At 47.3% G+C, this 24,019-nt stretch carries 26 protein-coding genes; 8 read left to right on the top strand and 18 right to left on the bottom strand.

What is annotated here, in order from left to right; translation table 11 throughout:
- Window positions 1-7: 7 nt before the first annotated feature.
- The 10 genes from ACLD3P_RS14700 to rfaQ all read right to left on the bottom strand — a co-directional run bounded on the left by ACLD3P_RS14700 (window position 8) and on the right by rfaQ (window position 10,104).
- Complete coding sequence (locus tag ACLD3P_RS14700; RefSeq protein WP_000591817.1) at window positions 8-1,153, bottom strand: lipopolysaccharide N-acetylglucosaminyltransferase; 1,146 nt, start codon at window positions 1,151-1,153, stop codon at window positions 8-10.
- A gap of 99 nt (window positions 1,154-1,252) precedes the next feature.
- Window positions 1,253-2,062 carry a 3-deoxy-D-manno-oct-2-ulosonate III transferase WaaZ gene (gene waaZ, locus ACLD3P_RS14695; protein WP_131046732.1) on the bottom strand — a complete coding sequence of 270 codons (810 nt, stop codon included), beginning with the start codon at window positions 2,060-2,062 and terminating at the stop codon, window positions 1,253-1,255.
- A 149-nt stretch (window positions 2,063-2,211) separates the two neighbouring features.
- Window positions 2,212-2,910, bottom strand: coding sequence for a lipopolysaccharide core heptose(II) kinase RfaY (gene rfaY / locus ACLD3P_RS14690; protein ID WP_000582820.1), 699 nt, complete (start codon window positions 2,908-2,910; stop codon window positions 2,212-2,214).
- Window positions 2,911-2,932: 22 nt separating this feature from the next.
- The gene (rfaJ, locus tag ACLD3P_RS14685; protein WP_023217913.1) at window positions 2,933-3,943 is read right to left on the bottom strand and encodes a lipopolysaccharide 1,2-glucosyltransferase RfaJ; all 1,011 of its coding nucleotides are present in this window, start codon (window positions 3,941-3,943) and stop codon (window positions 2,933-2,935) included.
- A 17-nt stretch (window positions 3,944-3,960) separates the two neighbouring features.
- Entirely contained in the window at window positions 3,961-4,974 is a 1,014-nt protein-coding gene (waaO, locus tag ACLD3P_RS14680) for a lipopolysaccharide 3-alpha-galactosyltransferase (protein ID WP_131046731.1), read from the bottom strand.
- 5 nt (window positions 4,975-4,979) lie between these two features.
- The gene (waaB, locus tag ACLD3P_RS14675; RefSeq protein WP_131046775.1) at window positions 4,980-6,059 is read right to left on the bottom strand and encodes a lipopolysaccharide 1,6-galactosyltransferase; all 1,080 of its coding nucleotides are present in this window, start codon (window positions 6,057-6,059) and stop codon (window positions 4,980-4,982) included.
- 85 nt (window positions 6,060-6,144) lie between these two features.
- Complete coding sequence (locus ACLD3P_RS14670; RefSeq protein WP_253777133.1) at window positions 6,145-7,017, bottom strand: glycosyltransferase family 52; 873 nt, start codon at window positions 7,015-7,017, stop codon at window positions 6,145-6,147.
- A gap of 105 nt (window positions 7,018-7,122) precedes the next feature.
- Window positions 7,123-7,920 carry a lipopolysaccharide core heptose(I) kinase RfaP gene (gene rfaP, locus ACLD3P_RS14665; RefSeq protein ID WP_076935879.1) on the bottom strand — a complete coding sequence of 266 codons (798 nt, stop codon included), beginning with the start codon at window positions 7,918-7,920 and terminating at the stop codon, window positions 7,123-7,125.
- Window positions 7,913-9,037 carry a glycosyltransferase family 4 protein gene (locus ACLD3P_RS14660; RefSeq protein WP_079944099.1) on the bottom strand — a complete coding sequence of 375 codons (1,125 nt, stop codon included), beginning with the start codon at window positions 9,035-9,037 and terminating at the stop codon, window positions 7,913-7,915. Before ACLD3P_RS14660 ends, rfaP begins: the two co-directional genes overlap by 8 nt.
- On the bottom strand, window positions 9,034-10,104 hold the full coding sequence (gene rfaQ, locus ACLD3P_RS14655) for a lipopolysaccharide core heptosyltransferase RfaQ (protein ID WP_001522125.1): 1,071 nt from the start codon (window positions 10,102-10,104) through the stop codon (window positions 9,034-9,036). Before rfaQ ends, ACLD3P_RS14660 begins: the two co-directional genes overlap by 4 nt.
- Window positions 10,105-10,512: 408 nt before the next feature.
- Between rfaQ and waaA the strand changes: the two genes are divergently transcribed.
- Window positions 10,513-11,790 (top strand): lipid IV(A) 3-deoxy-D-manno-octulosonic acid transferase, encoded by a 1,278-nt coding sequence (waaA, locus tag ACLD3P_RS14650; protein WP_000891580.1) that lies wholly within the window; start codon window positions 10,513-10,515, stop codon window positions 11,788-11,790.
- 8 nt (window positions 11,791-11,798) lie between these two features.
- On the top strand, window positions 11,799-12,278 hold the full coding sequence (gene coaD, locus ACLD3P_RS14645; RefSeq protein ID WP_076727425.1) for a pantetheine-phosphate adenylyltransferase: 480 nt from the start codon (window positions 11,799-11,801) through the stop codon (window positions 12,276-12,278).
- Window positions 12,279-12,305: 27 nt separating this feature from the next.
- Here coaD and mutM read toward each other — a convergent pair whose 3' ends face one another.
- The 4 genes from mutM to radC all read right to left on the bottom strand — a co-directional run bounded on the left by mutM (window position 12,306) and on the right by radC (window position 14,520).
- On the bottom strand, window positions 12,306-13,115 hold the full coding sequence (gene mutM / locus ACLD3P_RS14640) for a bifunctional DNA-formamidopyrimidine glycosylase/DNA-(apurinic or apyrimidinic site) lyase (protein WP_001114508.1): 810 nt from the start codon (window positions 13,113-13,115) through the stop codon (window positions 12,306-12,308).
- Between the two features lie 97 nt (window positions 13,116-13,212).
- Window positions 13,213-13,380: a 50S ribosomal protein L33 gene (gene rpmG / locus ACLD3P_RS14635; RefSeq protein WP_001051798.1), complete on the bottom strand. Its 168-nt coding sequence runs from the start codon at window positions 13,378-13,380 to the stop codon at window positions 13,213-13,215.
- 20 nt (window positions 13,381-13,400) lie between these two features.
- Complete coding sequence (gene rpmB / locus ACLD3P_RS14630) at window positions 13,401-13,637, bottom strand: 50S ribosomal protein L28 (RefSeq protein ID WP_001519051.1); 237 nt, start codon at window positions 13,635-13,637, stop codon at window positions 13,401-13,403.
- Between the two features lie 217 nt (window positions 13,638-13,854).
- Window positions 13,855-14,520 carry a RadC family protein gene (radC, locus tag ACLD3P_RS14625; RefSeq protein ID WP_000380129.1) on the bottom strand — a complete coding sequence of 222 codons (666 nt, stop codon included), beginning with the start codon at window positions 14,518-14,520 and terminating at the stop codon, window positions 13,855-13,857.
- A gap of 175 nt (window positions 14,521-14,695) precedes the next feature.
- Here radC and coaBC point away from each other — a divergent pair, with 175 nt between their 5' ends.
- The 3 genes from coaBC to slmA all read left to right on the top strand — a co-directional run bounded on the left by coaBC (window position 14,696) and on the right by slmA (window position 17,056).
- Entirely contained in the window at window positions 14,696-15,916 is a 1,221-nt protein-coding gene (gene coaBC, locus ACLD3P_RS14620; protein ID WP_000050176.1) for a bifunctional phosphopantothenoylcysteine decarboxylase/phosphopantothenate--cysteine ligase CoaBC, read from the top strand.
- The gene (dut, locus tag ACLD3P_RS14615) at window positions 15,894-16,352 is read left to right on the top strand and encodes a dUTP diphosphatase (protein WP_000976078.1); all 459 of its coding nucleotides are present in this window, start codon (window positions 15,894-15,896) and stop codon (window positions 16,350-16,352) included. Before coaBC ends, dut begins: the two co-directional genes overlap by 23 nt.
- A 107-nt stretch (window positions 16,353-16,459) precedes the next feature.
- Window positions 16,460-17,056 carry a nucleoid occlusion factor SlmA gene (gene slmA, locus ACLD3P_RS14610; protein WP_000818607.1) on the top strand — a complete coding sequence of 199 codons (597 nt, stop codon included), beginning with the start codon at window positions 16,460-16,462 and terminating at the stop codon, window positions 17,054-17,056.
- A 77-nt stretch (window positions 17,057-17,133) separates the two neighbouring features.
- On the opposite strand, the gene pyrE is transcribed toward slmA, so the two are convergent.
- Window positions 17,134-17,775, bottom strand: a complete 642-nt coding sequence (gene pyrE, locus ACLD3P_RS14605; protein ID WP_000806167.1) for an orotate phosphoribosyltransferase — start codon at window positions 17,773-17,775, stop codon at window positions 17,134-17,136.
- Between the two features lie 78 nt (window positions 17,776-17,853).
- A complete protein-coding gene (rph, locus tag ACLD3P_RS14600; RefSeq protein WP_001247078.1) occupies window positions 17,854-18,570 on the bottom strand; it encodes a ribonuclease PH in 717 nt (238 codons plus the stop codon).
- Between the two features lie 125 nt (window positions 18,571-18,695).
- On the opposite strand from rph, the gene ACLD3P_RS14595 reads away from it, so the two are divergent.
- Window positions 18,696-19,559, top strand: a complete 864-nt coding sequence (locus ACLD3P_RS14595; RefSeq protein WP_000621352.1) for a YicC/YloC family endoribonuclease — start codon at window positions 18,696-18,698, stop codon at window positions 19,557-19,559.
- 47 nt (window positions 19,560-19,606) lie between these two features.
- On the opposite strand, the gene ACLD3P_RS14590 is transcribed toward ACLD3P_RS14595, so the two are convergent.
- Complete coding sequence (locus ACLD3P_RS14590; protein WP_001050866.1) at window positions 19,607-20,509, bottom strand: LysR family transcriptional regulator; 903 nt, start codon at window positions 20,507-20,509, stop codon at window positions 19,607-19,609.
- Window positions 20,510-20,582: 73 nt separating this feature from the next.
- On the opposite strand from ACLD3P_RS14590, the gene ACLD3P_RS14585 reads away from it, so the two are divergent.
- Together ACLD3P_RS14585 and ACLD3P_RS14580 are read left to right on the top strand one after the other, a co-directional pair.
- On the top strand, window positions 20,583-21,464 hold the full coding sequence (locus ACLD3P_RS14585) for an HARLDQ motif MBL-fold protein (protein WP_131046730.1): 882 nt from the start codon (window positions 20,583-20,585) through the stop codon (window positions 21,462-21,464).
- Between the two features lie 250 nt (window positions 21,465-21,714).
- A complete protein-coding gene (locus tag ACLD3P_RS14580; protein ID WP_000924334.1) occupies window positions 21,715-22,332 on the top strand; it encodes a trimeric intracellular cation channel family protein in 618 nt (205 codons plus the stop codon).
- Here the strand turns inward: ACLD3P_RS14580 and ligB are convergent.
- The gene (ligB, locus tag ACLD3P_RS14575; RefSeq protein WP_131046728.1) at window positions 22,329-24,014 is read right to left on the bottom strand and encodes an NAD-dependent DNA ligase LigB; all 1,686 of its coding nucleotides are present in this window, start codon (window positions 24,012-24,014) and stop codon (window positions 22,329-22,331) included. The genes ACLD3P_RS14580 and ligB overlap by 4 nt on opposite strands.
- Between the last annotated feature and the right edge of the window lie 5 nt (window positions 24,015-24,019).

The following is a 24,019-nucleotide window of genomic DNA, read 5'->3' as shown; positions in this document are numbered from 1 at the left end:
GACTCAATCACTTATCAAACCAGCTTTTCATTTGTTCCTCGAAACGCTGAGCTACATTTTCCCAACTGTATTTTGAAAACACCAGGGATTTTGCTTTTTCGGCAATCTGGTGGCGTTCCTTATCAGCAAGCGCACGGTTAATATCATTAATTATACTGTCGCTCGACATAGGTTCTGCGAGGTGATAGCCCGTTATGCCATCTAACACAAATTCGCTAATCCCCCCTTTTTTGCTGGCAAGAACCGCTTTTCCTGCTGCCATCGCTTCTACAGCCACCATGCAAAATGCTTCTTCAACCTGAGATGGCACAATAACCAGATCGGCTATATGATAGAAGTTATGCATCTGGTCAGGAGATTGCCCCCCAGCCATAATACAATCAGTTCCAATCTCTTTTGCGGCGTCCAGTACTTTCTTTTGATACTCTGCTTTTTCACCCTTGCGGCTTGCATAAGGATCGCCAACAACGACAAGTTTAATATTACTTCTTAAGGTACGTAATTTTTTGAACGCCTGCAAAAGCAACAGGATGCCTTTATCAGGCGAAATTCTCCCGGCATATAAGAGAACGGTGGCATCTTCCGCAATATTTAATTGCTGACGGAGGTTATTTTGTGGGTTTCTTTTATAAGTCTCAGCACAAAAACCATTAGGCACAATACTAACAGCAGCGGCGGGCAATCTTTCTTCATAAAACGCTTTAAGAAACTGACTGGGCACGATAATTTTTGCATCCTTATCAGGAAGTTCTGGTTCAAATGCGTTATGCATGTGCATAACCAGTTTTGCATTCGGATTGCGCTCTCTGATCTGCCGATACAGTTTCATACTATTATGAATAACAATGACGCTATCTTCCTGGGTAGTCACTTTATCTCTAATATTAAGGATGCGCTGGGAATAGGGTAATGGGTCGAGACGAGTCCATTTCTGAAAAAGACGCTTATAAACTTTACTAAACCCGATGTAATGAATATCACAATTATCGTTTATTTTATTATATTCAGGATAGCCAGCATTCTTTATACAAGCAATAGCATTCGGTATTGATAGTCGTTTTGCAACCTGGTAAATCCAGGTTTCTACCGCAGCCGCGCCACGTGGAGGAATTGAAAATATAGGAGTAACAGTAAATATGATTTTTTTAATCATAATAGCTATAATCCAGAATAGTTAACTTTATAGAAAAAGAAATGTTATAGAAAAAGAAATACGTGCCGAAGCAACGCAAAATAATGATTTATCTAGTGTCTAGACAATTTTATCGTAATATATTTCATCCTCAAGTTCCGAGGCTGTAATATATGGAATAATATCGTAATGAATTGCAGTATCATCTGATAAATTATAGATATTTAAATCACTCACATTTTTTCTCATAAAAGTAAAAAATGGCAGTATTTTAAACAGGTCTTTACTAAGCTCAGATGGCATAGGGCTGGTAGATTCGTCATAGAAACGTGGGCAACTCCCTGTTAAGTCAAGCCCAGAACATATAATACGGCCATACTTGAGGGAATAGGCAACCTGAATAGCGGTATAAGCAATAGTATGGCAAGAGCAATACCCGATGCTGATATCCTTGCAAAATCCAGCCAGTCGCCCTCTTTTCGAAAGGGGAACTGAAATAAGTAATGCTTTATGAACCCGCTTGAGGATATTAAATTTAATTTTCTTTAAAAAGCCTCCTTTTTCTCGGCGATAAAAGGAGCGAATAATTAAACAGTTTTCTTCAATATATTTTTGATCATCCACTGAAGCCTGTTCATACACATCAAGATTGACGATAGTGAACTGACTGTTACGGCTAAAGTTATAAAAATCTTCGCGCCGACGATGGAGGAAGCGAACATCCGTCAGAAGGTACAAAAATGGCTTGACGTTATTGTTTAGCAAATATTGAACAGAACCATTGACTGCAATGACATCTTTCATTCGTAACAAGGACAGCGGCGTCTTTCTGGACGTAGGACCAGAAAGAAAAATAATACAATCTTCAGCCGTTCTTTTCGCAATAAGTTGCAGAACATCGGCGTGAGTTATGAAGTTAACGCTGCCCATAAAAAACTCGTATGTTTATCATGCAACCTATAAATAAATGTTATATTCAATAACTAATATTACATCTCAAATTCTCTCAAGTATGTCATAACACTGCAGCAAATAAAAGTTAGTCAGCCCCTTAAATTAAACTAAACGTGCTACATTGATCAGCGCTTTTCCTTACCCTTAATACGACGAAGGAAATTTCGAAGTTTTTTCTTATAAATCAATAAGTAAAATCCGATATCTCTCACATTATTTTTGATACCATAATGTCTTTCTAAATCAATACGATCCTTTGCTTTTCGTTGCCTGGAAGGTCTTTTTCCGGACAAATCGATAATTCTGATCTCATTGCCCTGCAGGATAAAGTTACCTTTATGGGGATCGCCCGAAACCATACCATGCTGATGCAGAGAATATATCGACTGTTTGATTTTCCCTCTCACCTCGTCAGAAATTTCTGGCATATCAACAAGTTCAATACCTTCAATATATTCAATTATCATCACGTATGTTTTTACATAGCGTAATGTTTTAATTTCCGCCAGCAGGTAAAAATCATTAAGCGCCGCAAACCCTTCACGCCGCACACGATCTGTCTGATGAAAAAGCTTTTCGTAGTAATCCCCTTTTACTAACGATTTGAAAAAGCGTTCAGTATTTTTTACTTTTGGACTAAATACTTTGAGAATATATTTTCCGTAGTCTGTATTAATCAATACAACTTTTGTATCTTCTATATTACGGAAGACTTTAATAACCTGATGATTATAAGATAGAAAATCTTTAAATATCTCAATGTATTTTTCACCGTCTTTTTTGACAAAGACGGTATAGTTTTTAACCTTTTTTTCAATAATCATAATGGAGATTTAGGGAAGGGAATTATTTGTGGAAAAGTTTACGATAAAGATATGCGCTTCCAGCCAGAAGGCCTTTAAAGTAATGACCCTGCACGAGAAGATGTTTATATCGCTTCTTAAATTCAACTATGGTACGCGCATCTTTTGCAGGAAAATCTTTCCAGGGCGAATTCAACCGTGCATTTTTATAATAGATAACTGAAGGATAATTTGCCCAGGCATGCCATGGTTTTGTAGCGCCCGTATAATGAATTAAAATAGTATTATCATTAATTATATTGCTATACTTTTTATGTGACTTATCTTTCAACTCACTTTTGATAGTATAAATGGTATTATACGGTCGTGGGAGAAAAATGACTTTGTCCTGTAGGAGAATATTCAAAACATCCTGATCGGGATATTTAAAAGAGTCAGCCTCTTTACCTGCCAAAAGTAAAAATGCCTTTTTGGTTAAGGCATTCTCTTTCCATAATTTCAGGTTAACAAAAACCACGCCGGAGTTAAAATAACCACCTTGTAAATTAAATGCTCTTAATCTCTCATTTACCTTATTCTGGATGGAATCAACATCTTTTACGACCGCAGCAATCTTCTCTGTCAAATCAAGCTGTAGAAGATCTTGCAAAGATCCTTTGCATACAACATCGGCATCCAAATAAAGTAAGGTGTTTACCTTCTTGCTGAGATAATCGAAAGCAAATAAACGAAAATACATTGCTCTCGACCATACTTTAGTTTGAGGCAATACCTCAAGGCTTTCTACTTTAATAAGATAAAGAGAAATTTTTATGTGATGCTGTACGGCTAAACGCTCTATATATTTTACAAAACACGGAGAGTATGAATCACAAATAATGTGAAAAGCGAGCGGGATATTATTGTTTAGTACAACTGAAGCAATTGATACCCCCACACCATCAAGATAGTTTTCATCAACGCCATAAGAAATGTTTAATACGTTATCATCATTATTATTACTTTCATCAAAAACTTTATATTCAGCTATTTCTATCTCAGGAAATGAATCCATTACATCACCTATGGGTTTTATTCAAGAAGTTTACGTTTAAAGTAGGCTATATAATAATTTATACCCGAAGTATAATGCTTCTGATTAAACATATGCTTTGCCGCATAACGTAACTGATGGCTAGTCACTGGATTTAAAAGCGCACAATGAGACCATGGTGAGTTGGTCTTAGCCTGTAAAAAATATTGTGACACAGGATAAGCCCCCCAACTATGCCAGGGCTTCGTTGGTCCGATATAATGAACAAATACAGTCTCAGCATCAACTGGATTAATAACTGAATCTTTTAATTCATAGTTAAGACTAAATTGTGTATTAAATTTTTTATCAACAAAACGTACTTTATTCACTAACAATATATTTAATACATCCTGATCAAGGTGCGTTATGCGCTGTACTACCTCCGGATCTTTTAGCATTTCAATCGCTTTCTTAGAGATATTTTCTGCGGTCCAAAGAGGTATGTTAATTAAAATAAAACCGGCATTAAAATAGCCAGAAACCAGCCCAGGCGTTGCCAGGCTAACCGAGCGCTTAGTCCACCATTCCAACTCGCCTTCAGCAACGACAGCCGCAATCTCATTTTCAGCGAAGTTAAGATCAATAAGTTCCTGAATACTCCCCTTACATGCAATATCTGCATCCAGATAAAGTACTCTATCTGTTTTATCTGAAAAATAATCGGCGATAATGAATCTAAAGTATGTTGCATAGGTCCAGTTTTTGGTACTGGGTAGCGATTTTAAGCGCTCACAGTCGATTAGGTAAACAACAATCTGCGTAGCGTACTGTTTTGCTAATGCCTCAAATCGCTGCTGGTCTTCAGAGCCAAAGAAATCGGTAAAAACATGAAAAGCTAACGCCTTCTCTGGGTTAGTGAGGAGAACCGATGCAATAGAGACACCACAGCCAAAAAGAAAGTTTTTATCAATCCCATAAGCTATATTAAATTTAGCAGCATCACTATGTTGTGCATAGTTATAATCTAAAGTCTGTTGAATGACTTCTTCTTCAAAATATTTTCTGCTCATAGTGATCACTTTTGTAATTTCGAGAATATTGCATTATTAAAATTTTTAAAATATAGCACATCGTAAAATCTCTCAATCGTGCCGGGAATAATATCATGCTGATATTTTACCTCACCAGAAATAACACGATTAAGGTGTCCTACAAAATCATCTATAGCCCCCGGAGTGTAAAGCTCACCATTCAAACCGGGTTTAATCATATCGCGCGGGCCAGACATACAATCAGAACTAATACACGGAATTCCATATGACATTGCTTCCAGCAGGGTCATAGGAAATCCCTCAAATGCAGAGGTAAGTAGTAACGCGGTGACATTTTTTATTTTTTGCTGTACGACTTGCCACGGCGCGCTTTGCCAACCATACCAGATCACACGCTGCTCAATACCAAGCTCCCGACTATAGGCCTGGCACTTTTCAAAATCTGAGCCATCACCAATAATATGTAGCTGCCATTCCCCTGTCGTACGAGCTAAGCCATCAAATAAATCTTTAACTCTTTTCTGCCCTTCAAATTTAAGACGCCCTACATAGAGAAATACAGCGGGTTTATCGCGCTCAGGCGGTGGCACAATGATTGTTTTAATAGAGACAGGATTATAAACGACGCTAATATCTTGCGCTGAGATCCCCCGTGCCATCATCTGTTCTTTAATACCACTACTGATGGCCAGATGATAATCCGCGTACGTTATACATTCTGCATGTTTTTTATGGTCGAGCGAAAAATGCGGCCACGAGAAAATAAGAAACTGTTTACCACTTTTCTTTTGTGCTTTATTGGCATAAAGACATGAGATGACATCAATACATATCACAATATCCGGTGACGTTTCTTTCAGCCACTGACTAAAATTATAAATATGCTTAGCTCGACGAAGAAAACTTAATTTTATATTTGAGAATGATTGCGCATATTTAATCTCTTTTAGCCATGCTTTATCCATTTTGTCATTACGACAAAAGAAAAACATTTCACAGTTGATTTTCGGAGAGCTATTTTCAAACGTATGGATAACGTTGCTAATAACGGTTTCCATCCCTCCAAAACCAGATACCGCTTCGCCTATAAATGCTATTTTCAATGAAGTCACCATTTGCTGACACTCATGTTATTCGGCTTCCTTCACTTTTAAAATTCTGTAAGAACAAACCCAATCAACACTATATTTATACTGAGACCTGATTAAAATCGAACCCCAGTCCATGATTAAAGCTATCTTTTAGAAAAGGGCTGGTTATTTTATAGTTTTTGATAGTTGAGATATTATTTAGGTTATACTGAACTGTGCTATTAAATCCATATATCTCTAATGATATCCCTTGTTCCAGATATTCTAAAATAATGTCCTCGGCTATCATTTCAGAGTTAACATTCAATACACCATTAAACTGATGAGAGTCATATCGAGGGTGAGGAATATATATATCAACCGTTTCTTTTTTAATAAACCGCTGAAGATGCTGAAGAAAAACACACTCATCTTCTTTATTTTTTAACGCATCAGTATATACAGTTCCCAATAATACTTTTTTAAAGCCATTATTCGTATCAGGAAGACCGTTATGGTGTACCAATATAATTCCTTCGGTCTTTTCAATTATGTTGGTTCTATTAGGAAATAGAGTATAATGTTTTGCGTCTAACTTTAATATTTCATCTTTATGATATTTACGCCCCATCAGCTTTCGTATTAACTTCGATGTGGCGTTTATATTCTTATTTTCATACATTATACTTTTCTGATTGATATTATTTGTACCATCATCAAAGGTTTTTATTTCAGAAAAAGTGATACAAGATAAAATATGGTGTATAAGCGGGACATGAAAATTCGCGAAGAAAACGGTATGATATTCTCTGGCATACTTTTCCATGATTTTTTTAGCATACCGTGTTCTTTGAATCGTTTTAAATGTCGAAAATTTTTCTACCTGCGGGACGATCTCTGAGTGCCGACATAACGGCTGAATTTTTTTTAAATAGTACTGATTTTTTACGTTATCTACATCGCCGATAAATAAAACATCAACTTTTTTCAACCGCTCTTTTTCTATAATTGACCGTGCAATCAATAATTGCAAATTAGTCATGCATATGAATAGAAACATATAGCCTCTAAGCTATTTAAAAATATAATTTTTATATTAAAGATTTTTTCTTATTGTTCTTTCTTTGATTCGAGCGGCTTTAACATCCGCCAGGTGAATCAACCCCGATTCTTTTTGTAAAATCTCTCGCAGGGGGAGAGAGAAATACTCACGCATAAACCGGAATATATCTCGCTGAGTCAGGCCAATATTCATTGAAGAAAAATAAAGCCCAATTAAATCTTTGTCACGCCAGCGAAGGGGAACGTGCTGACGTATCTGCGCGCGATGCAGGTCGATTACGGAGATTTTTAAATCCTCTTCACGACCTGTGAAAGGTAAATGCAGAAGAAAGTGGCAAATATAACAGTCACGATGGTTAATTCCCCCGGCGTGCATTTTACGTACCATAGTCGCAACACGCTTAATGATCATCCACTTCACCTGCGCGTCCGGTGGATTAACAGCCCAGTCAGCACAGTAGTCTTCAAGGCTAATGGTGGGCGTTAAATCTTCGGTGATAATAAATGATGTTCTGGTTAGCGGGTTTACGCCTTTTTCACCAAAACCAACGCCGTGCATCGTATCAACGCCCAGCTCATGTAGACGATGAATGGCGTGCCATTCTCTGTCAGCGCCCAGAACAGGCATACGTAACGAAATCAGGTTCTTCACAATTTCTTTCAGCGAAGTGCCTTTATGCCACTTCAGGAAGTAGCTTTTGCCGTCCAGCTCAAACCGCAATGTTCGACGCGTCTCCAGCTCTCTGAACACTTCGCCCTGTAACGTTTTCACTTCCTCAAAAGCATCTTTACCGCGCCATAGTGTGGTTAACGGCGCTTTCAGCTCAACCATCTAAATCACCTGTAATAATATCTGCGGCCTTCTCCGGTAAGCTGTATAAATCCTGGGTATCAGCATAATACCGCGCATTTTCAGCCCAGGCGTTGCGTAAGGAAGGCTGTGTCAGCGCTTTGAGTAAAACCTCATTTAGCGCATCCTGGCGAAAAGGTTCCGTCATCGCTTCGCCACAGTTTGCATCCACAATATAATGTGCATAACCGCACACCGCGGTTGTCAGCACCGGCAAACCAGCAGTAATGGCTTCCAGCAAAACAATACCAGCAGCTTCCTGATAGGCTGGATGCAGTAAAAGGTCGGCTGCCGCCATTAACTCCGCGATATCATTACGTCCGGAGAAAAAATGCACATTCGTGCCAACGCCGCTTCTTTCAGCCAGTGCGGCAAACTTCTTCGGCTTATCCTGCCCGACAACATAGAGCACCGTATTTTGCCGTAAAGATTCGGGTAGCGATGCCAGCGCTTCAATAGAGCGATCCACACCTTTACGGGTGAAGTCAGACCCTACTTGCAACAGTAATTTTTGCTGTTCTGAGATACCATTTTTCTGACGATAAATTTGACGACTGTTTGGGATCTGTTGGCTATATTTTCTGTCCGGGTAAATCCCCGGTGGAAGAATATGGAAACGCTCCGCTTCAGTCTGATAATGTTTTTGGAAGTCAGCAATCTGCTTATTCGTCAGCATTAATAGTTGCGTCTGCTTGCCGTGTTCAAACGTGGCGCGTTCAAAAGCAGCATAATGCCGATAGCGTGATGTCAGGCGATAGAAAAATCCTTTTTCCTGTGCGACTTTTTCGGCGTAACACACGTCTGCGGCGTAATACACATCAAGGCCCGGCATCTTATTGAATCCAACCACCCGATCGACAGGGTGGTCGTGCAAATGGTGTTGCACCCAGGCATAATATTCTGCGTTACGACCGTGGTTCGTCCGGGATTTAACCGGCACGCGGATTAATTCAAAATTATCCGGGCATTCCCCTTCCCATGACTGAGTATAAACACGAACCTGATGCCCTCGCGCCGCCACGGTTTGGGCAATGCGCATAAAATCACGCTGCAGACCGCCAAAAGGAAAATATTTATATAAGCAAAAGGCAACTCTCATAGCAGGCTGTCCAAATCTATGGGGCGTGCCTCATGCGGCAGCATTTTTTCCGTCGCGGCGATAACATCTTCAGCTGGAATCACGGAAAGGTATTTTTTATTACGATCAAGCTCATGCCGTTCAGGCATCGGCTGATAATTTCCTGCCCAAAACTGAATGATGTCGTCGGTCCAGGGACGCCAGAACACATGATCCGTCGCGCCGAAAAGGCAAATGACCGGCGTTTTGACTGCTGCGGCAATATGACCAGGGGCCGAATCAACGCCGATAAAGAGATCCGCATGGTCAATCAACGCGCCCAATTCAGGAAAGCGAGTTTTACCCGCCAGACCAGTAACCGGTTTTGTCTCACAGCCGCGTGCAATAGCATCCACGCAGGCCATCTCGTCTGCGGCCGGGCCTGACGTCAGTACAACCTGATAACCGCGGCGCTGCACGGCATCAATAACCTGAGAGAATTTATCATTATCCCAGCACTTAAATAGCTGCCGTGCCGTAGGCTGAATAACAACATATTGTCGGGTCACACCAAGTTGTTTGAGCTGTTGTCGCATGTTTTCCCAATGTTCCGGGCGATAGCTCATGGTGGTTTCCGTGACATACTGTTTTAGCGCTAACGGCTTTAACGCGGATAATGTGCGCTCAACAGCATGTTCTCCCGCATAAGGTACTAAATGCGTAAAGCTCTTTTTCCATAAAGCAGACTGGCGATTACCGAAATCCTGCGAGATTTTTATTTTTGCGTTTAAAAAACGCACAATAAGCGCCACGCTCCACTGATCGGTGAGATTGACGACCAGATCATACGAGTTAGCACGCAATTTTTTGATTAGCGATAGCGCGTTTTTGATCTTCTCTTTTGTTCCTGCGCCTTTGTTACTGATGCCGTAGAGTGCATTAATCTCCGGATTTTCCGACAATATCGGTATGGTGTTCTGGTAAAGAAGCACATCGATTTTTGCATCGGGATAATTCTGCTTCAGCGTGCTGATGACAGGAGTGGTAAGTAACATGTCTCCATGAAAACGCATTTTTATAATCAGAATTCTTCGAAATGGCTTTTCCACAAGCGACTCTTTGGTTGAAATTGTCCGGATAAATAAGCAGAAAAAAGCACGCTACCGCCCCAGGCTTCACAGCAACCCGATGGCTAATACCGCACTCATTTTAGATGCGCTAGTGTAACACTTCTTTCGCAGCAATCCGATACGAATAATTTTTATACACAATCATTTTTTTAATCATAAATTCAAAGAGATATTAATTTATCCCTCTCTTGTGAATGGTCATTCCCATTGTCTGGGGCGACAAGGGCGGCAAATTTCAATGGATTGCGTAAAAATGCAAAAATAATGGGGTTCAGCGCCTGGAATCCTCGCTTCTGAGCCAATTTGGCGCAAAAATGGGAAAAGTAATGGTAAAGCCCAGGCTAAATACATAGAATCCCCAGCACATCCATAAGTCAGCTATTTACTATGCTCGAATTGCTTTACACCGCTCTTCTCTACCTTATTCAGCCTCTGATCTGGATACGGCTTTGGGTGCGTGGACGTAAAGCGCCGGCCTATCGTAAACGTTGGGGTGAACGCTACGGATTCTATCGCCGTCCGTTGAAACCGGGCGGAATCATGCTGCATTCCGTCTCGGTGGGCGAAACTCTGGCGGCCATCCCATTGGTCCGCGCTCTACGTCATCGCTATCCCGATCTGCCTATTACCGTAACGACCATGACGCCGACCGGCTCGGAGCGCGTCCAGTCCGCCTTTGGCAACGATGTTCAGCACGTTTACTTGCCTTATGATTTGCCCGATGCGCTCAATCGTTTCCTCAATGAGATTGATCCTAAGCTGGTATTGATCATGGAGACTGAGCTCTGGCCAAATCTGATTGCTGCGCTGCACAAACGTCATATTCCGCTGGTTATCGCTAATGCGCGGCTTTCCGCCCGCTCCGCCGCGGGTTATGCGAAGCTTGGCAAGTTTGTCCGTACGCTCCTGCGCCGTATCACCCTGATTGCCGCGCAAAACGAAGAAGATGGCGAACGCTTTGTGGCATTGGGCGCGAAGAACAATCAGGTCACGGTCACCGGCAGTCTGAAATTTGATATTTCAGTTACGCCGCAGCTGGCGGCTAAAGCCGTTACGCTACGCCGCCAGTGGGCGCCGCACCGTCCGGTCTGGATTGCCACCAGCACCCACGATGGCGAAGAGAGTATCGTTATCGCCGCTCACCAGGCGTTATTACATCAATTCCCGAATTTATTACTGATTCTGGTGCCCCGCCATCCGGAACGGTTCCCGGATGCTATCAATCTTGTGCGTCAGGCAGGGTTAAGCTACATCACTCGCTCTTCGGGCGAAGTGCCGTCCGCCAGCACCCAGGTCGTGGTAGGCGATACCATGGGCGAATTAATGTTGCTCTATGGCATTGCCGATCTCGCCTTTGTTGGTGGTTCGCTGGTTGAACGCGGCGGTCACAACCCGCTGGAGGCCGCCGCTCATGCGATTCCGGTACTGATGGGTCCGCATACCTTTAACTTTAAAGATATTTGCGCCCGTCTGGATCAGGCGAGCGGACTTATCACGATTACCGATGCGGCTACGCTGGCAAAAGAAGTTTCCTCTTTACTGACCGACGCTGATTATCGTAATTTCTACGGACGTCACGCAGTTGAAGTGCTGTATCAAAATCAGGGCGCGCTCCAGCGTCTGCTGCAACTGCTGGAACCTTATCTGCCACCGAAAACGCATTGAGGACTGTCATGCAAAAACGGGCGATTTATCCAGGCACGTTTGATCCGATTACTAACGGTCATCTCGATATTGTGACGCGCGCAACGCAGATGTTCGACCATGTCATTCTGGCCATCGCCGCCAGCCCCGGCAAGAAACCCATGTTCACCCTGGACGAACGTGTGGCGCTGGCGCAAAAAGCGACCGCACACTTGGGTAACGTAGAGGTGGTGGGCTTTAGCGACCTGATGGCCAATTTCGCCCGCGACAGACGGGCGAATATCCTGATTCGTGGTCTGCGCGCGGTGGCGGATTTTGAATATGAAATGCAGTTGGCGCATATGAATCGCCATCTGATGCCGCAACTGGAAAGCGTTTTCCTGATGCCGTCCAAAGAGTGGTCGTTTATTTCATCGTCGCTGGTCAAAGAAGTGGCACGCCATCAGGGCGATGTGACCCACTTTCTGCCGGACAATGTGCATCAGGCGCTAATGGATAAGTTGAAATAAGTTTCCTTCCTTGCCGGGCCTGGCGTTTTACTTCTGACAGTGACGGCAATAGAACGTCGCACGCTGTGCGTGTTTCGTTGCGACTATCGGCGTACCGCATACCCGACACGGCTCGCCTTTGCGCCCGTACACCTGCAACTCCTGCGCAAAATAGCCCGGTTTCCCATCGCTTTGCAGAAAATCCTTCAGCGTTGTCCCGCCTTGTTCGATAGAGCGCAGCAAAACGGCTTTAATCACCCGCGCCAGCAGGTCGCACTCCTCTGTCGAGAGTGACGACGCCAGGCGGTCAGGGTGAATACCAGCGGCAAACAGCGACTCGCTGGCGTAGATATTCCCCACGCCGACCACCAGCTTGTTATCCATCAGCCAGGGTTTAATCGCCGTCTTCTTCTTCGCGCATTTCTGCTGCAAATATTCGCCATTAAACTCATCGCTTAGCGGCTCCGGTCCCAGATGCGCCAGTACGTTATGCCCTTCCAGCTCTTTGGTCCATAACCAGGCGCCAAAGCGGCGAGGATCGGTATAACGTAGAATTTTGCCATTGCTCATCACCAAATCGACATGGTCGTGTTTTTCCGCCGGCAGCGCTTCCGGCAGTATCCGCAAGCTTCCCGACATCCCCAGGTGAATAATTATCCAGCCGTCAGGCAATTCCAGCAGTAGATATTTAGCACGACGCTGAACGCTAAGGACAGGTGTATCGCTCAGACGATAAATTTCGTCTGAAACCGGCCAGCGCAGACGGCCGTTACGGATATGGGCGTGCAGGATAGTAGCGCCAACTAAATGGGGTTCAATACCCCGGCGGCTGGTTTCAACTTCGGGTAATTCAGGCATAACGTCTCCGGCTGTATGGCAGGTCTCATTAATATGGGGACGGCCAGAAAACAAAAAACCCCGCCGAAGCGAGGTTTTTGTTACATCAAAGCGAGAATTATTTGATTTTCGCTTCTTTGTAGATCACGTGCTGACGGACAACTGGATCGAATTTTTTCAGTTCCAGTTTTTCCGGTTTAGTACGTTTGTTCTTCGTAGTGGTATAGAAGTGACCAGTACCAGCAGAAGAAACCAGCTTGATTTTCTCACGAATACCTTTAGCCATGATTTATTTCCTCTTAGTACTTAGTACTTTTCGCCACGGGCACGCAGTTCAGACAGAACTGTTTCGATGCCTTTTTTATCGATGATACGCATACCTTTAGCAGATACACGCAGGGTGACAAAACGCTTCTCGCTCTCAACCCAGAAACGGTGAGAGTGCAGGTTAGGCAGGAAACGGCGTTTAGTCGCGTTCAGTGCGTGGGAACGGTTGTTACCGGTCACCGGACGCTTGCCAGTAACTTGGCAGACTCGGGACATGTCTATTCTCCAAAAATCAAATTAGCTCGAGCTTCGTATGGGGTATCGGCGCCTCGTCAGGCTTTACAGCCTGGTCATCGCGCAGTTCTATTGAACTCTCGATTGCCAGGCCCAAATGCCAAACCCGAGATTCTCAAAGGTGGCGTAGTATACGCTGACCCGGCGATATGCTCAAGTCCCGAACAGACAAAGATCCCGATGGATCGCGCAAAGAATCTTAAATCCAGCCGCGTTCGGCAAAAGAAACGTACTCTCCGCGCCCAATTATCAGGTGATCGAGCACCCGGATATCCATAAACTGGCAACACTTTATCACGCGCTCAGTGATAAGTTTATCTGCTTTACTTGGCTCTGCGCAGCCTGAAGGGTGGTTATGCGCCAGAATGACCGCTGAAGCATTGAGTTTAATCGCTTCCCGAACAATCTCACGCGGATGCACCTCTACGTGGTTAAGCGTGCCGGAAAACAGGCGGCTGTGCTGAAGCACCCGGTGCTGGGCATCAAGGAAGATCACCAGAAAGATCTCACGCTCTTCGCCCGTCAGTTGGCTTTGCAGAAATTCCCGCGTCATTTCCGGACTCAGCAACGCACTTTCCTCATTCATGCGCACGCTGTAATAGCGCCTTGCCAGCTCAGCAATGCCTTTCAACTGCGCGAATTTCGCCAGGCCGATGCCGTTTACGCCGCGAAACTGCGCAAAGTCCGCCGACAGCAGGCCATACAGCGACCCAAAGTGCTGCAATATCTCTTTTGCCAACGTCATAACATCTTTTCCCGGCGTGCCGGTACGTAAAAAAAGCGCCAGCAGCTCCACGTCGCTGAGGGAAGCAATGCCGGATCTGAGCATTTTTTCACGCGGTAATAATTCGTCCAACGTATCCATACGCGCACCTCCTTTTTTAAGGAAGCGGCATAGTGGCACAGCCTTTGGGAGAGATCGACGCCCCGATTTTGTTCTTGCGTAGCGCCTCGCAAAGTGGAGCGCAGGCAAAGACACGACGCCGTAGAGATTGTGATAAAATAGCCGCCTTTCAAAGTCACCCAACAGGAAAGACATGATGAGCCTGGCCGGTAAAAAAATTGTTCTCGGCGTTAGCGGCGGTATCGCTGCGTATAAAACGCCGGAGCTGGTGCGCCGTTTACGTGAGCGCGGCGCTGACGTGCGCGTGGCAATGACCGAGGCGGCAAAAGCCTTTATTACCCCCCTGAGCTTACAGGCAGTGTCGGGCTATCCCGTATCCGACAGTCTGCTTGACCCTGCCGCTGAAGCCGCGATGGGGCATATCGAGTTGGGGAAATGGGCCGACCTGGTGATTCTTGCCCCCGCGACCGCCGACCTGATCGCCCGTGTAGCATCGGGTATGGCTAATGATTTAGTCTCCACCATTTGCCTGGCGACGCCAGCCCCGGTGGCCGTTCTTCCGGCCATGAACCAACAGATGTACCGCGCTGCCGCTACGCAACATAATCTGGAGGTGCTCGCCTCTCGCGGCCTGTTCATTTGGGGGCCGGATAGCGGCAGTCAGGCGTGCGGCGATGTAGGCCCAGGCCGAATGCTGGACCCATTAGTTATCGTTGATAAGGCCGCCGCGCATTTCGCTGCCGTCAACGATCTGCGACATCTTAATATCATGATTACGGCAGGCCCGACGCGCGAACCGCTCGACCCGGTGCGTTATATTTCCAACCACAGCTCCGGTAAAATGGGCTTCGCTATTGCGGCGGCCGCCGCGCGTCGCGGCGCAAATGTCACGCTGGTCTCCGGTCCCGTTTCGTTACCAACGCCGCCTTTTGTAAAACGGGTGGATGTCATAACCGCGCTGGACATGGAAGCCGCTGTTCAGGCCGCCGTTCAACAGCAGCACATTTTCATTAGCTGCGCCGCCGTGGCTGACTATCGCGCAGAGACTATCGCCAGTGAAAAAATCAAAAAACAGGCGGCGCAAGGTGATGAATTACTAATAAAAATGGTCAAAAACCCGGACATTGTCGCCGGGGTGGCCGCACTCAGTGACAATCGACCCTACGTTGTTGGGTTTGCCGCGGAAACGAATAATGTGGAAGAATACGCCCGGCAAAAACGTATCCGTAAGAACCTTGACCTGATTTGTGCAAATGATGTTTCTCTTTCAAATCAGGGATTTAATAGCGATAAAAACGCTTTACACCTTTTCTGGCAGGATGGAGATAAAGTCTTACCGCTTGAGCGAAAAGAACTCCTGGGCCAATTATTACTCGACGAGATCGTGACCCGTTATGATGAAAAAAATCGACGTTAAGATTCTGGACCCGCGTGTTGGTCAGCAGTTTCCGCTGCCGACTTATGCTACTTCTGGTTCTGCCGGGCTTGACCTGCGCGCCTGTCTCGACGACGCCGTAGAACTGGCGCCTGGCGCAACGACGTTGGTGCCTACCGGATTGGCCATTCATATCGCCGATCCATCACTGGCGGCAGTCATGTTGCCGCGTTCGGGCCTGGGCCATAAACATGGTATCGTGCTGGGCAACCTGGTCGGGCTGATTGATTCCGATTATCAGGGGCAACTGATGGTTTCGATCTGGAACCGTGGTCAGGACAGTTTTACCATTGAACCGGGCGAACGTATCGCGCAAATGGTGTTTGTTCCGGTCGTTCAGGCCGAATTTAATCTGGTGGAAGCATTTGACGCCACCGAACGTGGCGAGGGCGGCTTCGGTCATTCTGGCCGTAAGTAAATTTTACGCATCCCCATAACGTCATAATACTGCCGCAAGCGCTTAGTTTGCGGTTATAGCGTGGGTGCTCGCCTGGCAAGTGCTTATTTTCAGGGGTATTTTGTAACATGGCAGAAAAACAAACTGCGAAAAGGAATCGTCGCGAAGAAATACTTCAGTCACTGGCGCTGATGCTTGAATCCAGCGATGGAAGCCAACGCATCACGACGGCAAAACTGGCGGCCTCGGTCGGCGTTTCCGAAGCGGCGCTATACCGCCATTTTCCCAGCAAGACCCGCATGTTCGATAGCCTGATTGAGTTTATCGAAGATAGTCTGATTACCCGTATCAATCTGATTTTAAAAGATGAAAAAAACACCAGCACGCGTTTGCGCCTGATTGTGTTGCTGATTCTGGGTTTTGGCGAACGCAACCCTGGCCTGACGCGCATTCTTACCGGGCACGCGCTGATGTTTGAACAGGATCGCCTGCAGGGGCGCATTAATCAGCTTTTTGAACGCATCGAAGCGCAGCTCCGCCAGGTGCTACGAGAAAAAAGAATGCGTGAAGGCGAAGGCTACACGACGGATGAAAATCTGCTGGCAAGCCAACTGTTAGCCTTCTGTGAAGGTATGCTTTCACGGTTCGTGCGTAGCGAATTTAAATACCGCCCAACGGACGATTTCGACGCCCGCTGGCCGCTCATTGCCGCTCAGCTACAGTAACGCTGACTGGATAGAGGCTCACGCCTTATCCAGGCGAAAGAAACATAAGCCCGGTAAAGCGCCACCGGGCAATTCGCTTACACGCCAAATTCTTCCCGGTATGCTCGCACAGCCGCCAGATGCTCAGCCATATCAGGTTTTTCTTCCAGATAGGCAATCAGGTCTTTCAGCGTAATGATGGAGATAACCTTACAGCCATAGTCGCGCTCCACTTCCTGAATCGCGGAAATCTCGCCGCGGCCACGTTCCTGACGATCCAGCGAAATCAGTACGCCAGCCAGCGTAGCCCCGTGCGCCTGAATAATCTCCATCGACTCGCGAATCGCCGTACCTGCGGTAATCACGTCATCCACCAGCATCACGCGGCCCTGTAGCGCGCTGCCCACCAGACTCCCGCCTTCGCCATGATCTTTTGCCTCTTTGCGGTTAAAGCAGTACGGCAGGTCTTTATCGTGATGTTCCGCCAGCGCAACCGCCGTCGTCGTCGCGATCGGAATACCTTTGTACGCGGGGCCAAACAGCAGATCAAATTCAATACCGGAATCCACCAGCGCTTCGGCATAAAAACGGCCTAACAACGCCAGGTCGCGCCCGGTATTAAACAGCCCGGCGTTGAAGAAATAGGGGCTTTTGCGCCCGGATTTCAGCGTAAACTCGCCAAACTTTAGTACCTGCTTGTTAAGCGCAAACTCAATAAACTGGCGCTGATACGGTTTCATGGATTCGCTCCTTTTCTTACTTTCATCATTTACGAAATTTACGGACAAAAAAAAGGCGACTTTTCAGTCGCCTTAAAATCAATTTTCTAACGCCGCCTTCTGCGTCGCCACAATGGATTCAATTCCCCCTCGGGCCAGCGCCAACAAAGTGAGAAGTTCTTCATGGCTGAACGGCTCGCCTTCCGCGGTACCCTGTACTTCAATAATGCGGCCGTCTTCAGTCATCACGACGTTCATGTCGGTTTCTGCGGCGGAATCTTCAACATATTCCAGATCGCAGATCGCTTCGCCGTTAACGATGCCTACGGAAACCGCCGCCACCATGCCTTTCATCGGATTGGTTTTCAGCTTACCGTTGGCAACCAATTTATTCAGCGCATCCGCCAACGCCACGCAGGCACCGGTAATAGACGCTGTACGCGTGCCGCCATCGGCCTGGATTACATCGCAGTCCAGCGTAATGGTAAATTCGCCGAGCGTTTTCAGATCGACCGCCGCACGCAGCGCACGCGCGATCAAACGCTGAATTTCCATAGTACGACCGCCCTGCTTACCCTTTGCTGCTTCACGCGCATTACGGGTATGGGTAGCGCGAGGCAACATGCCATACTCTGCGGTGATCCACCCCTGGCCTTGTCCTTTCAGAAAACGTGGGACGCCTTCTTCAATAGAGGCGGTGCACAACACTTTGGTATCTCCAAATTCGACCAGTACCGAGCCTTCAGCGTGTTTTGTATAGTTACGGGTCAGGGTTACGGGACGCACCTGATTAGCGCTACGGCCTGCTGGACGCATATTGAGATCTCCGGCTTAAAACGAATGTGGCTGCGCATTATACGGACTTCCGATGGTTATTCCTATCCTGACAAGGCCTGGATAGCTATAATCCCCTCATCTCTCCTTTAAAAACGGGAACATCTATGATCCGCAGTATGACCGCCTACGCCCGGCGTGAAATCAAGGGTGAATGGGGTAGCGCGACCTGGGAAATGCGCTCGGTAAACCAGCGTTATCTGGAAACTTACTTTCGTCTGCCGGAACAGTTCCGTAGTCTTGAACCCGTCGTGCGCGAACGCATTCGTACACGCCTGACGCGCGGCAAAGTCGAATGTATGCTGCGTTTTGAACCCGATGCCAGCGCGCAAGGCGAGCTTATTCTGAATGAAAAGCTCGCGAAACAATTAGTTAGCGCCGCAAACTGGGTCAAAATGCAGAGCGACGAAGGGGAAATCAATCCGGTTGATATTTTGCGCTGGCCAGGTGTCATGGCGGCGCAAGAGCAGGATCTGGACGCGATTGCCGCAGAAATTTTAGCCGCGCTGGACGGTACGCTGGATGACTTTATCGTCGCGCGCGAAACGGAAGGCCAGGCGCTGAAAGCGCTGATTGAACAACGGCTGGAAGGCGTCAGCGCCGAAGTAGCGAAAGTCCGCGCGCATATGCCGGAAATCCTGCAATGGCAGCGTGAGCGCCTGGTCGCGAAGCTGGAAGATGCTCAGGTTCAGTTGGAAAACAACCGTCTGGAGCAAGAGCTGGTGATGATGGCGCAACGCATTGATGTGGCGGAAGAGCTGGATCGTCTGGAAGCGCACGTCAAAGAGACTTACAACATTCTGAAGAAAAAAGAGGCGGTAGGTCGCCGTCTGGACTTCATGATGCAAGAATTTAACCGTGAGTCGAACACCCTGGCCTCCAAATCCATCAACGCTGATGTAACTAACTCCGCTATTGAATTAAAAGTGTTGATCGAGCAAATGCGCGAGCAAATCCAGAATATTGAATAATTCTGGCGCTCAATATGTCACAGAGCCCGCCTTATGCGGGCTCTCGTTTATCGGTAGTACGTTTTTAATTTCCGGCGAATAGCGTCGATAAGGCGCCGCTTCCACTCTACCGTCGAAGCCCGATACTGCATAAAAATAGCGCCTTCCGCCTGCTCCCCGGCAAGCGGCAGGACAAAAAGACCGCGCTTATCGGATAAATTTTCATACCAGGGGCGCGGTACAATCGCCATTAGCGGCGCCGACTGGACAGCAGGCGCAAGTTGACTGTAATCATGACAAACAAACGCCAGCGGACGTTCAAACCCGGCACGAGCCTGCTGCCTGTCCAGTTCATTGTTCTCTTTTGTCCACGGCAAACAGTAAATGTGTTGATAATGCTGTAGATCAGCAAAATTCAACGCTGTGGCATTCTCCAGACGTGAACGCAATGGCGCGCCATAAACCGCGATCAAACGCGTAGTCCCCACCCGCTCGTAATGCAGAGCGCTGACCTGCTTTTGATGGTCGCCAATTGCCAGCACCAAATCAACCGAGCTATCCAACAGTTCATCACGCCAGGGTCGGCGGGCAAAAGGAAGGCACTCGATCACCGCCTGATGAAGATGACCTTTCTCTGCGAGAACGGGCGTAAGCAGCGCGTTCAATGCGGGAGGAAGTACCACCCGGAAACAACGGGAGCCGTTCTCTTTATCGCCAAACAGCTCCTCATTAAGCGAAACAAACACAGGCGCCAATTTGTCACGCAGCGCCTGCGCATAAGGCGTAGCAATCTGGCGGTTCCCTTCCCGTCGAAACAACGGGTCGTTTAGCGCATCGCGCAATCTCATTAGCGCATGACTTACCGCAGAAGGCGACAAAGCCAGCTTTTGCGCCGTTTTCCCCGTAGAGCTCGTCTCCAGCAGTACATACAGTACTTTTAACAGATTCATATCCATTTGCAGCAAGTTCATTAAACGTCTCTCTTATTGAACCTGGCTAAATTACTGCCAGGTATACTGCGGGCGCTTCAATCAGGAGAACATTATGAATCGCTATGCATTATTCTTTGTATGTATATTTTCAACATCAGCACTTCCTGCCATGGCGGCATTAGATCCTTCACAACCGTTATCACCCGCGCCTCCGTTATCACTGTTTAAAGCGTGGGCTAAGCCTATGAAGCCGTTTCAAATCACAGAAGGCGTGTGGTATGTCGGCACGGAAAATCTCTCTTCTATTCTGCTGACCACTCCGGCAGGGCATATTCTTATTGATGCGGGGTTGGATGAAAGTGCACCGCAAATTAAAGCGAATATTGAAGCGGCAGGATTCCGCCTCACAGACATACGCTATCTATTGAACAGCCATGCGCGGCTGGATCAAGCGGGGGGCATGGCACGTTTGAAAGCGTGGAGCGGCGCACAATTGGTCGCCAGCCAACCCAACGCCGATCAGATGGCGAGGGGTGGACGAGAGGATTTTGCGCTTGGCGATGCGCTCCCCTTCCCGCCCGTCACCACTGATAAAATTATCCACAACCAGGAAAGCATCAGCCTCGGAGGGATAACCGTGACAGCACTATTCACGCCTGGACATCTACCCGGCTCAACCTCCTGGCGCGTAACGCTCCGCAACGGCAAGACGCTAATTTACGCAGATAGTCTCGCCACACCTGACTATCTGCTGATTAACAACAAAAATTACCCTGACCTGGTTACTGATATTCAAGGTAGCTTTAAGACACTGGCCGCCCAGCATGTTGATATCTTTATTGCCAACAAAGGTGACCGCTTCGGGCTACTGGAGAAACGACAGCAACTTCGCAACGGCGATACACAGGCATTCTTTGATTCCAATGGCTTGCAACAGTATGTGGAACGCTCGCGCCAGCGCTTCATCACACAACTTACCGCACAGCAGCCATAATGAAATGACTCACCGGCGGCGCGTCCAGGGCGCCGTTCAGGTAATTTATCTAAGTCAAAACAGAAAAACCTTGCATACAATAAACCACAAAAATTATGTGCAATTTATTGATATATATAATAAATAATTATTAACCATAAATTTAAAATCATTACTAAAATTTATTAATCGTATAATGCCTTAGAAAATCTCAATCGTGATACAGCGCACAAATCGTTAATCTTCGCCCCCAGTAAATTAGGGGGAAATCATGCTGTTGCACGTTCTTTATTTAATTGGCATCACTGCCGAGGCCATGACGGGCGCACTCGCTGCGGGTCGCCGTCGCATGGATACATTCGGCGTAATTATTATTGCTACCGCCACCGCCATTGGTGGAGGCTCGGTTCGCGACATTCTGCTCGGTCACTATCCGCTGGGTTGGGTGAAGCATCCCGAATATGTCATTATTGTGGCGACTGCCGCTGTATTGACCACCATTGTTGCTCCCGTCATGCCCTATTTACGCAAGCTTTTCCTGGTACTTGACGCGCTGGGGTTGGTGGTTTTCTCTATTATTGGCGCTCAGATAGCCCTTGATATGGGCGAAGGGCCAATTATCGCCGTGGTGGCCGCCGTCACTACCGGCGTCTTTGGCGGCGTGCTCCGCGATATGTTCTGCAAACGCATTCCACTGGTGTTTCAAAAAGAACTATATGCCGGCATTTCGTTCGCCTCGGCGGTGCTCTATATTGCGCTACAACATTACGTCATGAATCCGGATGTCGTCGTTATCTCTACGTTACTGTTTGGCTTTACAGCAAGGTTATTAGCGCTACGTCTTAAACTTGGCCTGCCGGTATTTTATTACCGCCATGAAGGGCACTAAGACCCAAATCCGGGAATATGCTGAGCAGACAGCCATCTGCTCAGCGCTTTGATCTGCGGATTATCCCGCCAGTCGCTAACTCTCCCGGCACGACGCTCGCCCGTCGCTGGCAACTGCCGCCAGTGTTGCTCTGTTCGCATTAATAACTGCTCCCATGAGCGATCGCCGCTGGCCTGTAATGCGGCCTGCGTTAAGGGGATATCCATCGCCATGATCCAGCGGGTAAACGACTGCCGGCGCGCCAGGTTAAATTGCCGCCATATCTGCTCGCTTTTTCCTTTAGCAAAGCCTGGCGTATTGGCTATTTGCGCTGACGTCAGGGCAAGCCAGGAGAAGATATGCTCAAAGCGATGCGTCTGATGCAAGGCCCGCCAACTGGCTTCACCCATTCCGTCCAGACCCAACGCCGACCGTGACCCCAACCATACCAGCCTGGAGATAAACTGTTCCTGACACGTTGCCGACGCGTAAAAGCAGGTCAGCGAGTTGAAATGGCTATCAGGCGGTACAGGCTTACTCCGCTCACGACTCCGCCAGACGACCTCATCAAGTCGGGGAATGCCTTGCCCGGCCAGACTCACCAGGATCTGATCGCCCGGCGCGATATCCCACGCTTCCCAACGCTTCACAGAACCGATATTGACCCGCTGAACCCGCTTATCATCCAGTATAACGGGGACAAGCGACGCTACTACGGTAATTTTGCCGCTTTTCCCCACCGAGAACTGAATAGCGCTCACTTGCGCGACCTGCGCTACTGGCGGATATTTCCATGCTGCCAGCCAGTCGCCCTGCCCGGGTCGCCAGTGTTGTGACGCGGGTTCTTTAGCCATGCGTATCACTACGCCATCCGTCACAAAGGGCAACGCTGACGTCAGCCATGACTGGCGCACCCGCTCGACCTCGCTGGCATCTTTTACCGCCAGGGAATATTTCTTCGTCAGACTGAATCCAGCCTTAGCAAGTTGGCTTAACCTTTCGGGCATATTTGCCGGACCGTCCGGCCACGCCCAAATAAAAATACCCAACGAATTTAGCGCGGAGGCGTTATCCTGGCGCATTAACATTCCTGCGACTTTCGAGCGCGCATTCATCCCGCCCATTCGTTGCTGGATATGTCCCTCGCGCTGTAGAAAGATTTCGCCCTGCAACACCGCGTTAGCTAGCGCGCCTTGTGTTGTCTGCGGTATAGAGGGGATCAGGCGAATTTTTGGCGTCCAGTCCTCGCCTTGTAGTCCGTTACCCCGGCTGATAGCCCTGGTCAGTTTACCGTTTTGATAAACCAGCGTTACCGCTACGCCATCCACTTTTGGTTGTACCCAAAGCTCGCTGCGCCCGCGCATCCACTGTTCTACCGCCTGTCGGTCCGCGAGTTTGCGTACGCCCGTGTGCGCAACAGGATGCATTGTTGTACCGTTTAACGGCGGTGAAACCGGAGTAGATGATACATCCTGACCAACACAGCGTTGCCACTGAACCAGCCTTGCGCTGAGTTGGTCGTACACACTATCGTCAACCGCGCTAACACCTTGTTTCCAGTAGATGTCATTCCAGTCAGCGAGCTGTTGCTGTAAACGGGCGATTTCTTCAGCGGCCCTTGCTGGCGGCCAGGTCGGGCAAAGCGCCCCACTCTGCGAATGCCACAATAAAATTCCCCACGCCATGCTTTTCCATAATCTCATCACGA

It is taken from the genome of Salmonella sp. 741265073_HBA (assembly GCF_046569105.1).
Classification (GTDB): Bacteria; Pseudomonadota; Gammaproteobacteria; order Enterobacterales; family Enterobacteriaceae; genus Salmonella; species Salmonella enterica.
The sequence above is the reverse complement of the archived record's forward strand: the minus strand, read 5'-3'. Positions and strand labels throughout refer to the sequence as shown.

Bases quoted from the DNA above. Each gene is read 5' to 3' on its own strand.
- rph (WP_001247078.1), bottom strand. From the start codon at position 18,570: ATGCGTCCAGCAGGCCGTAGCGCTAATCAGGTGCGTCCCGTAACCCTG.
- rpmG (WP_001051798.1), bottom strand. From the start codon at position 13,380: ATGGCTAAAGGTATTCGTGAGAAAATCAAGCTGGTTTCTTCTGCTGGT.
- ACLD3P_RS14660 (WP_079944099.1), bottom strand. From the start codon at position 9,037: ATGAGAGTTGCCTTTTGCTTATATAAATATTTTCCTTTTGGCGGTCTG.
- radC (WP_000380129.1), bottom strand. From the start codon at position 14,520: ATGGATACGTTGGACGAATTATTACCGCGTGAAAAAATGCTCAGATCC.
- waaA (WP_000891580.1), top strand. From the start codon at position 10,513: ATGCTCGAATTGCTTTACACCGCTCTTCTCTACCTTATTCAGCCTCTG.
- coaBC (WP_000050176.1), top strand. From the start codon at position 14,696: ATGAGCCTGGCCGGTAAAAAAATTGTTCTCGGCGTTAGCGGCGGTATC.
- ACLD3P_RS14590 (WP_001050866.1), bottom strand. From the start codon at position 20,509: ATGAACTTGCTGCAAATGGATATGAATCTGTTAAAAGTACTGTATGTA.
- rpmB (WP_001519051.1), bottom strand. From the start codon at position 13,637: ATGTCCCGAGTCTGCCAAGTTACTGGCAAGCGTCCGGTGACCGGTAAC.
- rfaJ (WP_023217913.1), bottom strand. From the start codon at position 3,943: ATGGATTCATTTCCTGAGATAGAAATAGCTGAATATAAAGTTTTTGAT.
- ACLD3P_RS14595 (WP_000621352.1), top strand. From the start codon at position 18,696: ATGATCCGCAGTATGACCGCCTACGCCCGGCGTGAAATCAAGGGTGAA.
- pyrE (WP_000806167.1), bottom strand. From the start codon at position 17,775: ATGAAACCGTATCAGCGCCAGTTTATTGAGTTTGCGCTTAACAAGCAG.
- ACLD3P_RS14700 (WP_000591817.1), bottom strand. From the start codon at position 1,153: ATGATTAAAAAAATCATATTTACTGTTACTCCTATATTTTCAATTCCT.
- coaD (WP_076727425.1), top strand. From the start codon at position 11,799: ATGCAAAAACGGGCGATTTATCCAGGCACGTTTGATCCGATTACTAAC.
- dut (WP_000976078.1), top strand. From the start codon at position 15,894: ATGATGAAAAAAATCGACGTTAAGATTCTGGACCCGCGTGTTGGTCAG.
- ligB (WP_131046728.1), bottom strand. From the start codon at position 24,014: ATGAGATTATGGAAAAGCATGGCGTGGGGAATTTTATTGTGGCATTCG.
- slmA (WP_000818607.1), top strand. From the start codon at position 16,460: ATGGCAGAAAAACAAACTGCGAAAAGGAATCGTCGCGAAGAAATACTT.
- ACLD3P_RS14580 (WP_000924334.1), top strand. From the start codon at position 21,715: ATGCTGTTGCACGTTCTTTATTTAATTGGCATCACTGCCGAGGCCATG.
- waaO (WP_131046731.1), bottom strand. From the start codon at position 4,974: ATGAGCAGAAAATATTTTGAAGAAGAAGTCATTCAACAGACTTTAGAT.
- ACLD3P_RS14585 (WP_131046730.1), top strand. From the start codon at position 20,583: ATGAATCGCTATGCATTATTCTTTGTATGTATATTTTCAACATCAGCA.
- rfaY (WP_000582820.1), bottom strand. From the start codon at position 2,910: ATGATTATTGAAAAAAAGGTTAAAAACTATACCGTCTTTGTCAAAAAA.
- waaZ (WP_131046732.1), bottom strand. From the start codon at position 2,062: ATGGGCAGCGTTAACTTCATAACTCACGCCGATGTTCTGCAACTTATT.
- mutM (WP_001114508.1), bottom strand. From the start codon at position 13,115: ATGCCTGAATTACCCGAAGTTGAAACCAGCCGCCGGGGTATTGAACCC.
- rfaP (WP_076935879.1), bottom strand. From the start codon at position 7,920: ATGGTTGAGCTGAAAGCGCCGTTAACCACACTATGGCGCGGTAAAGAT.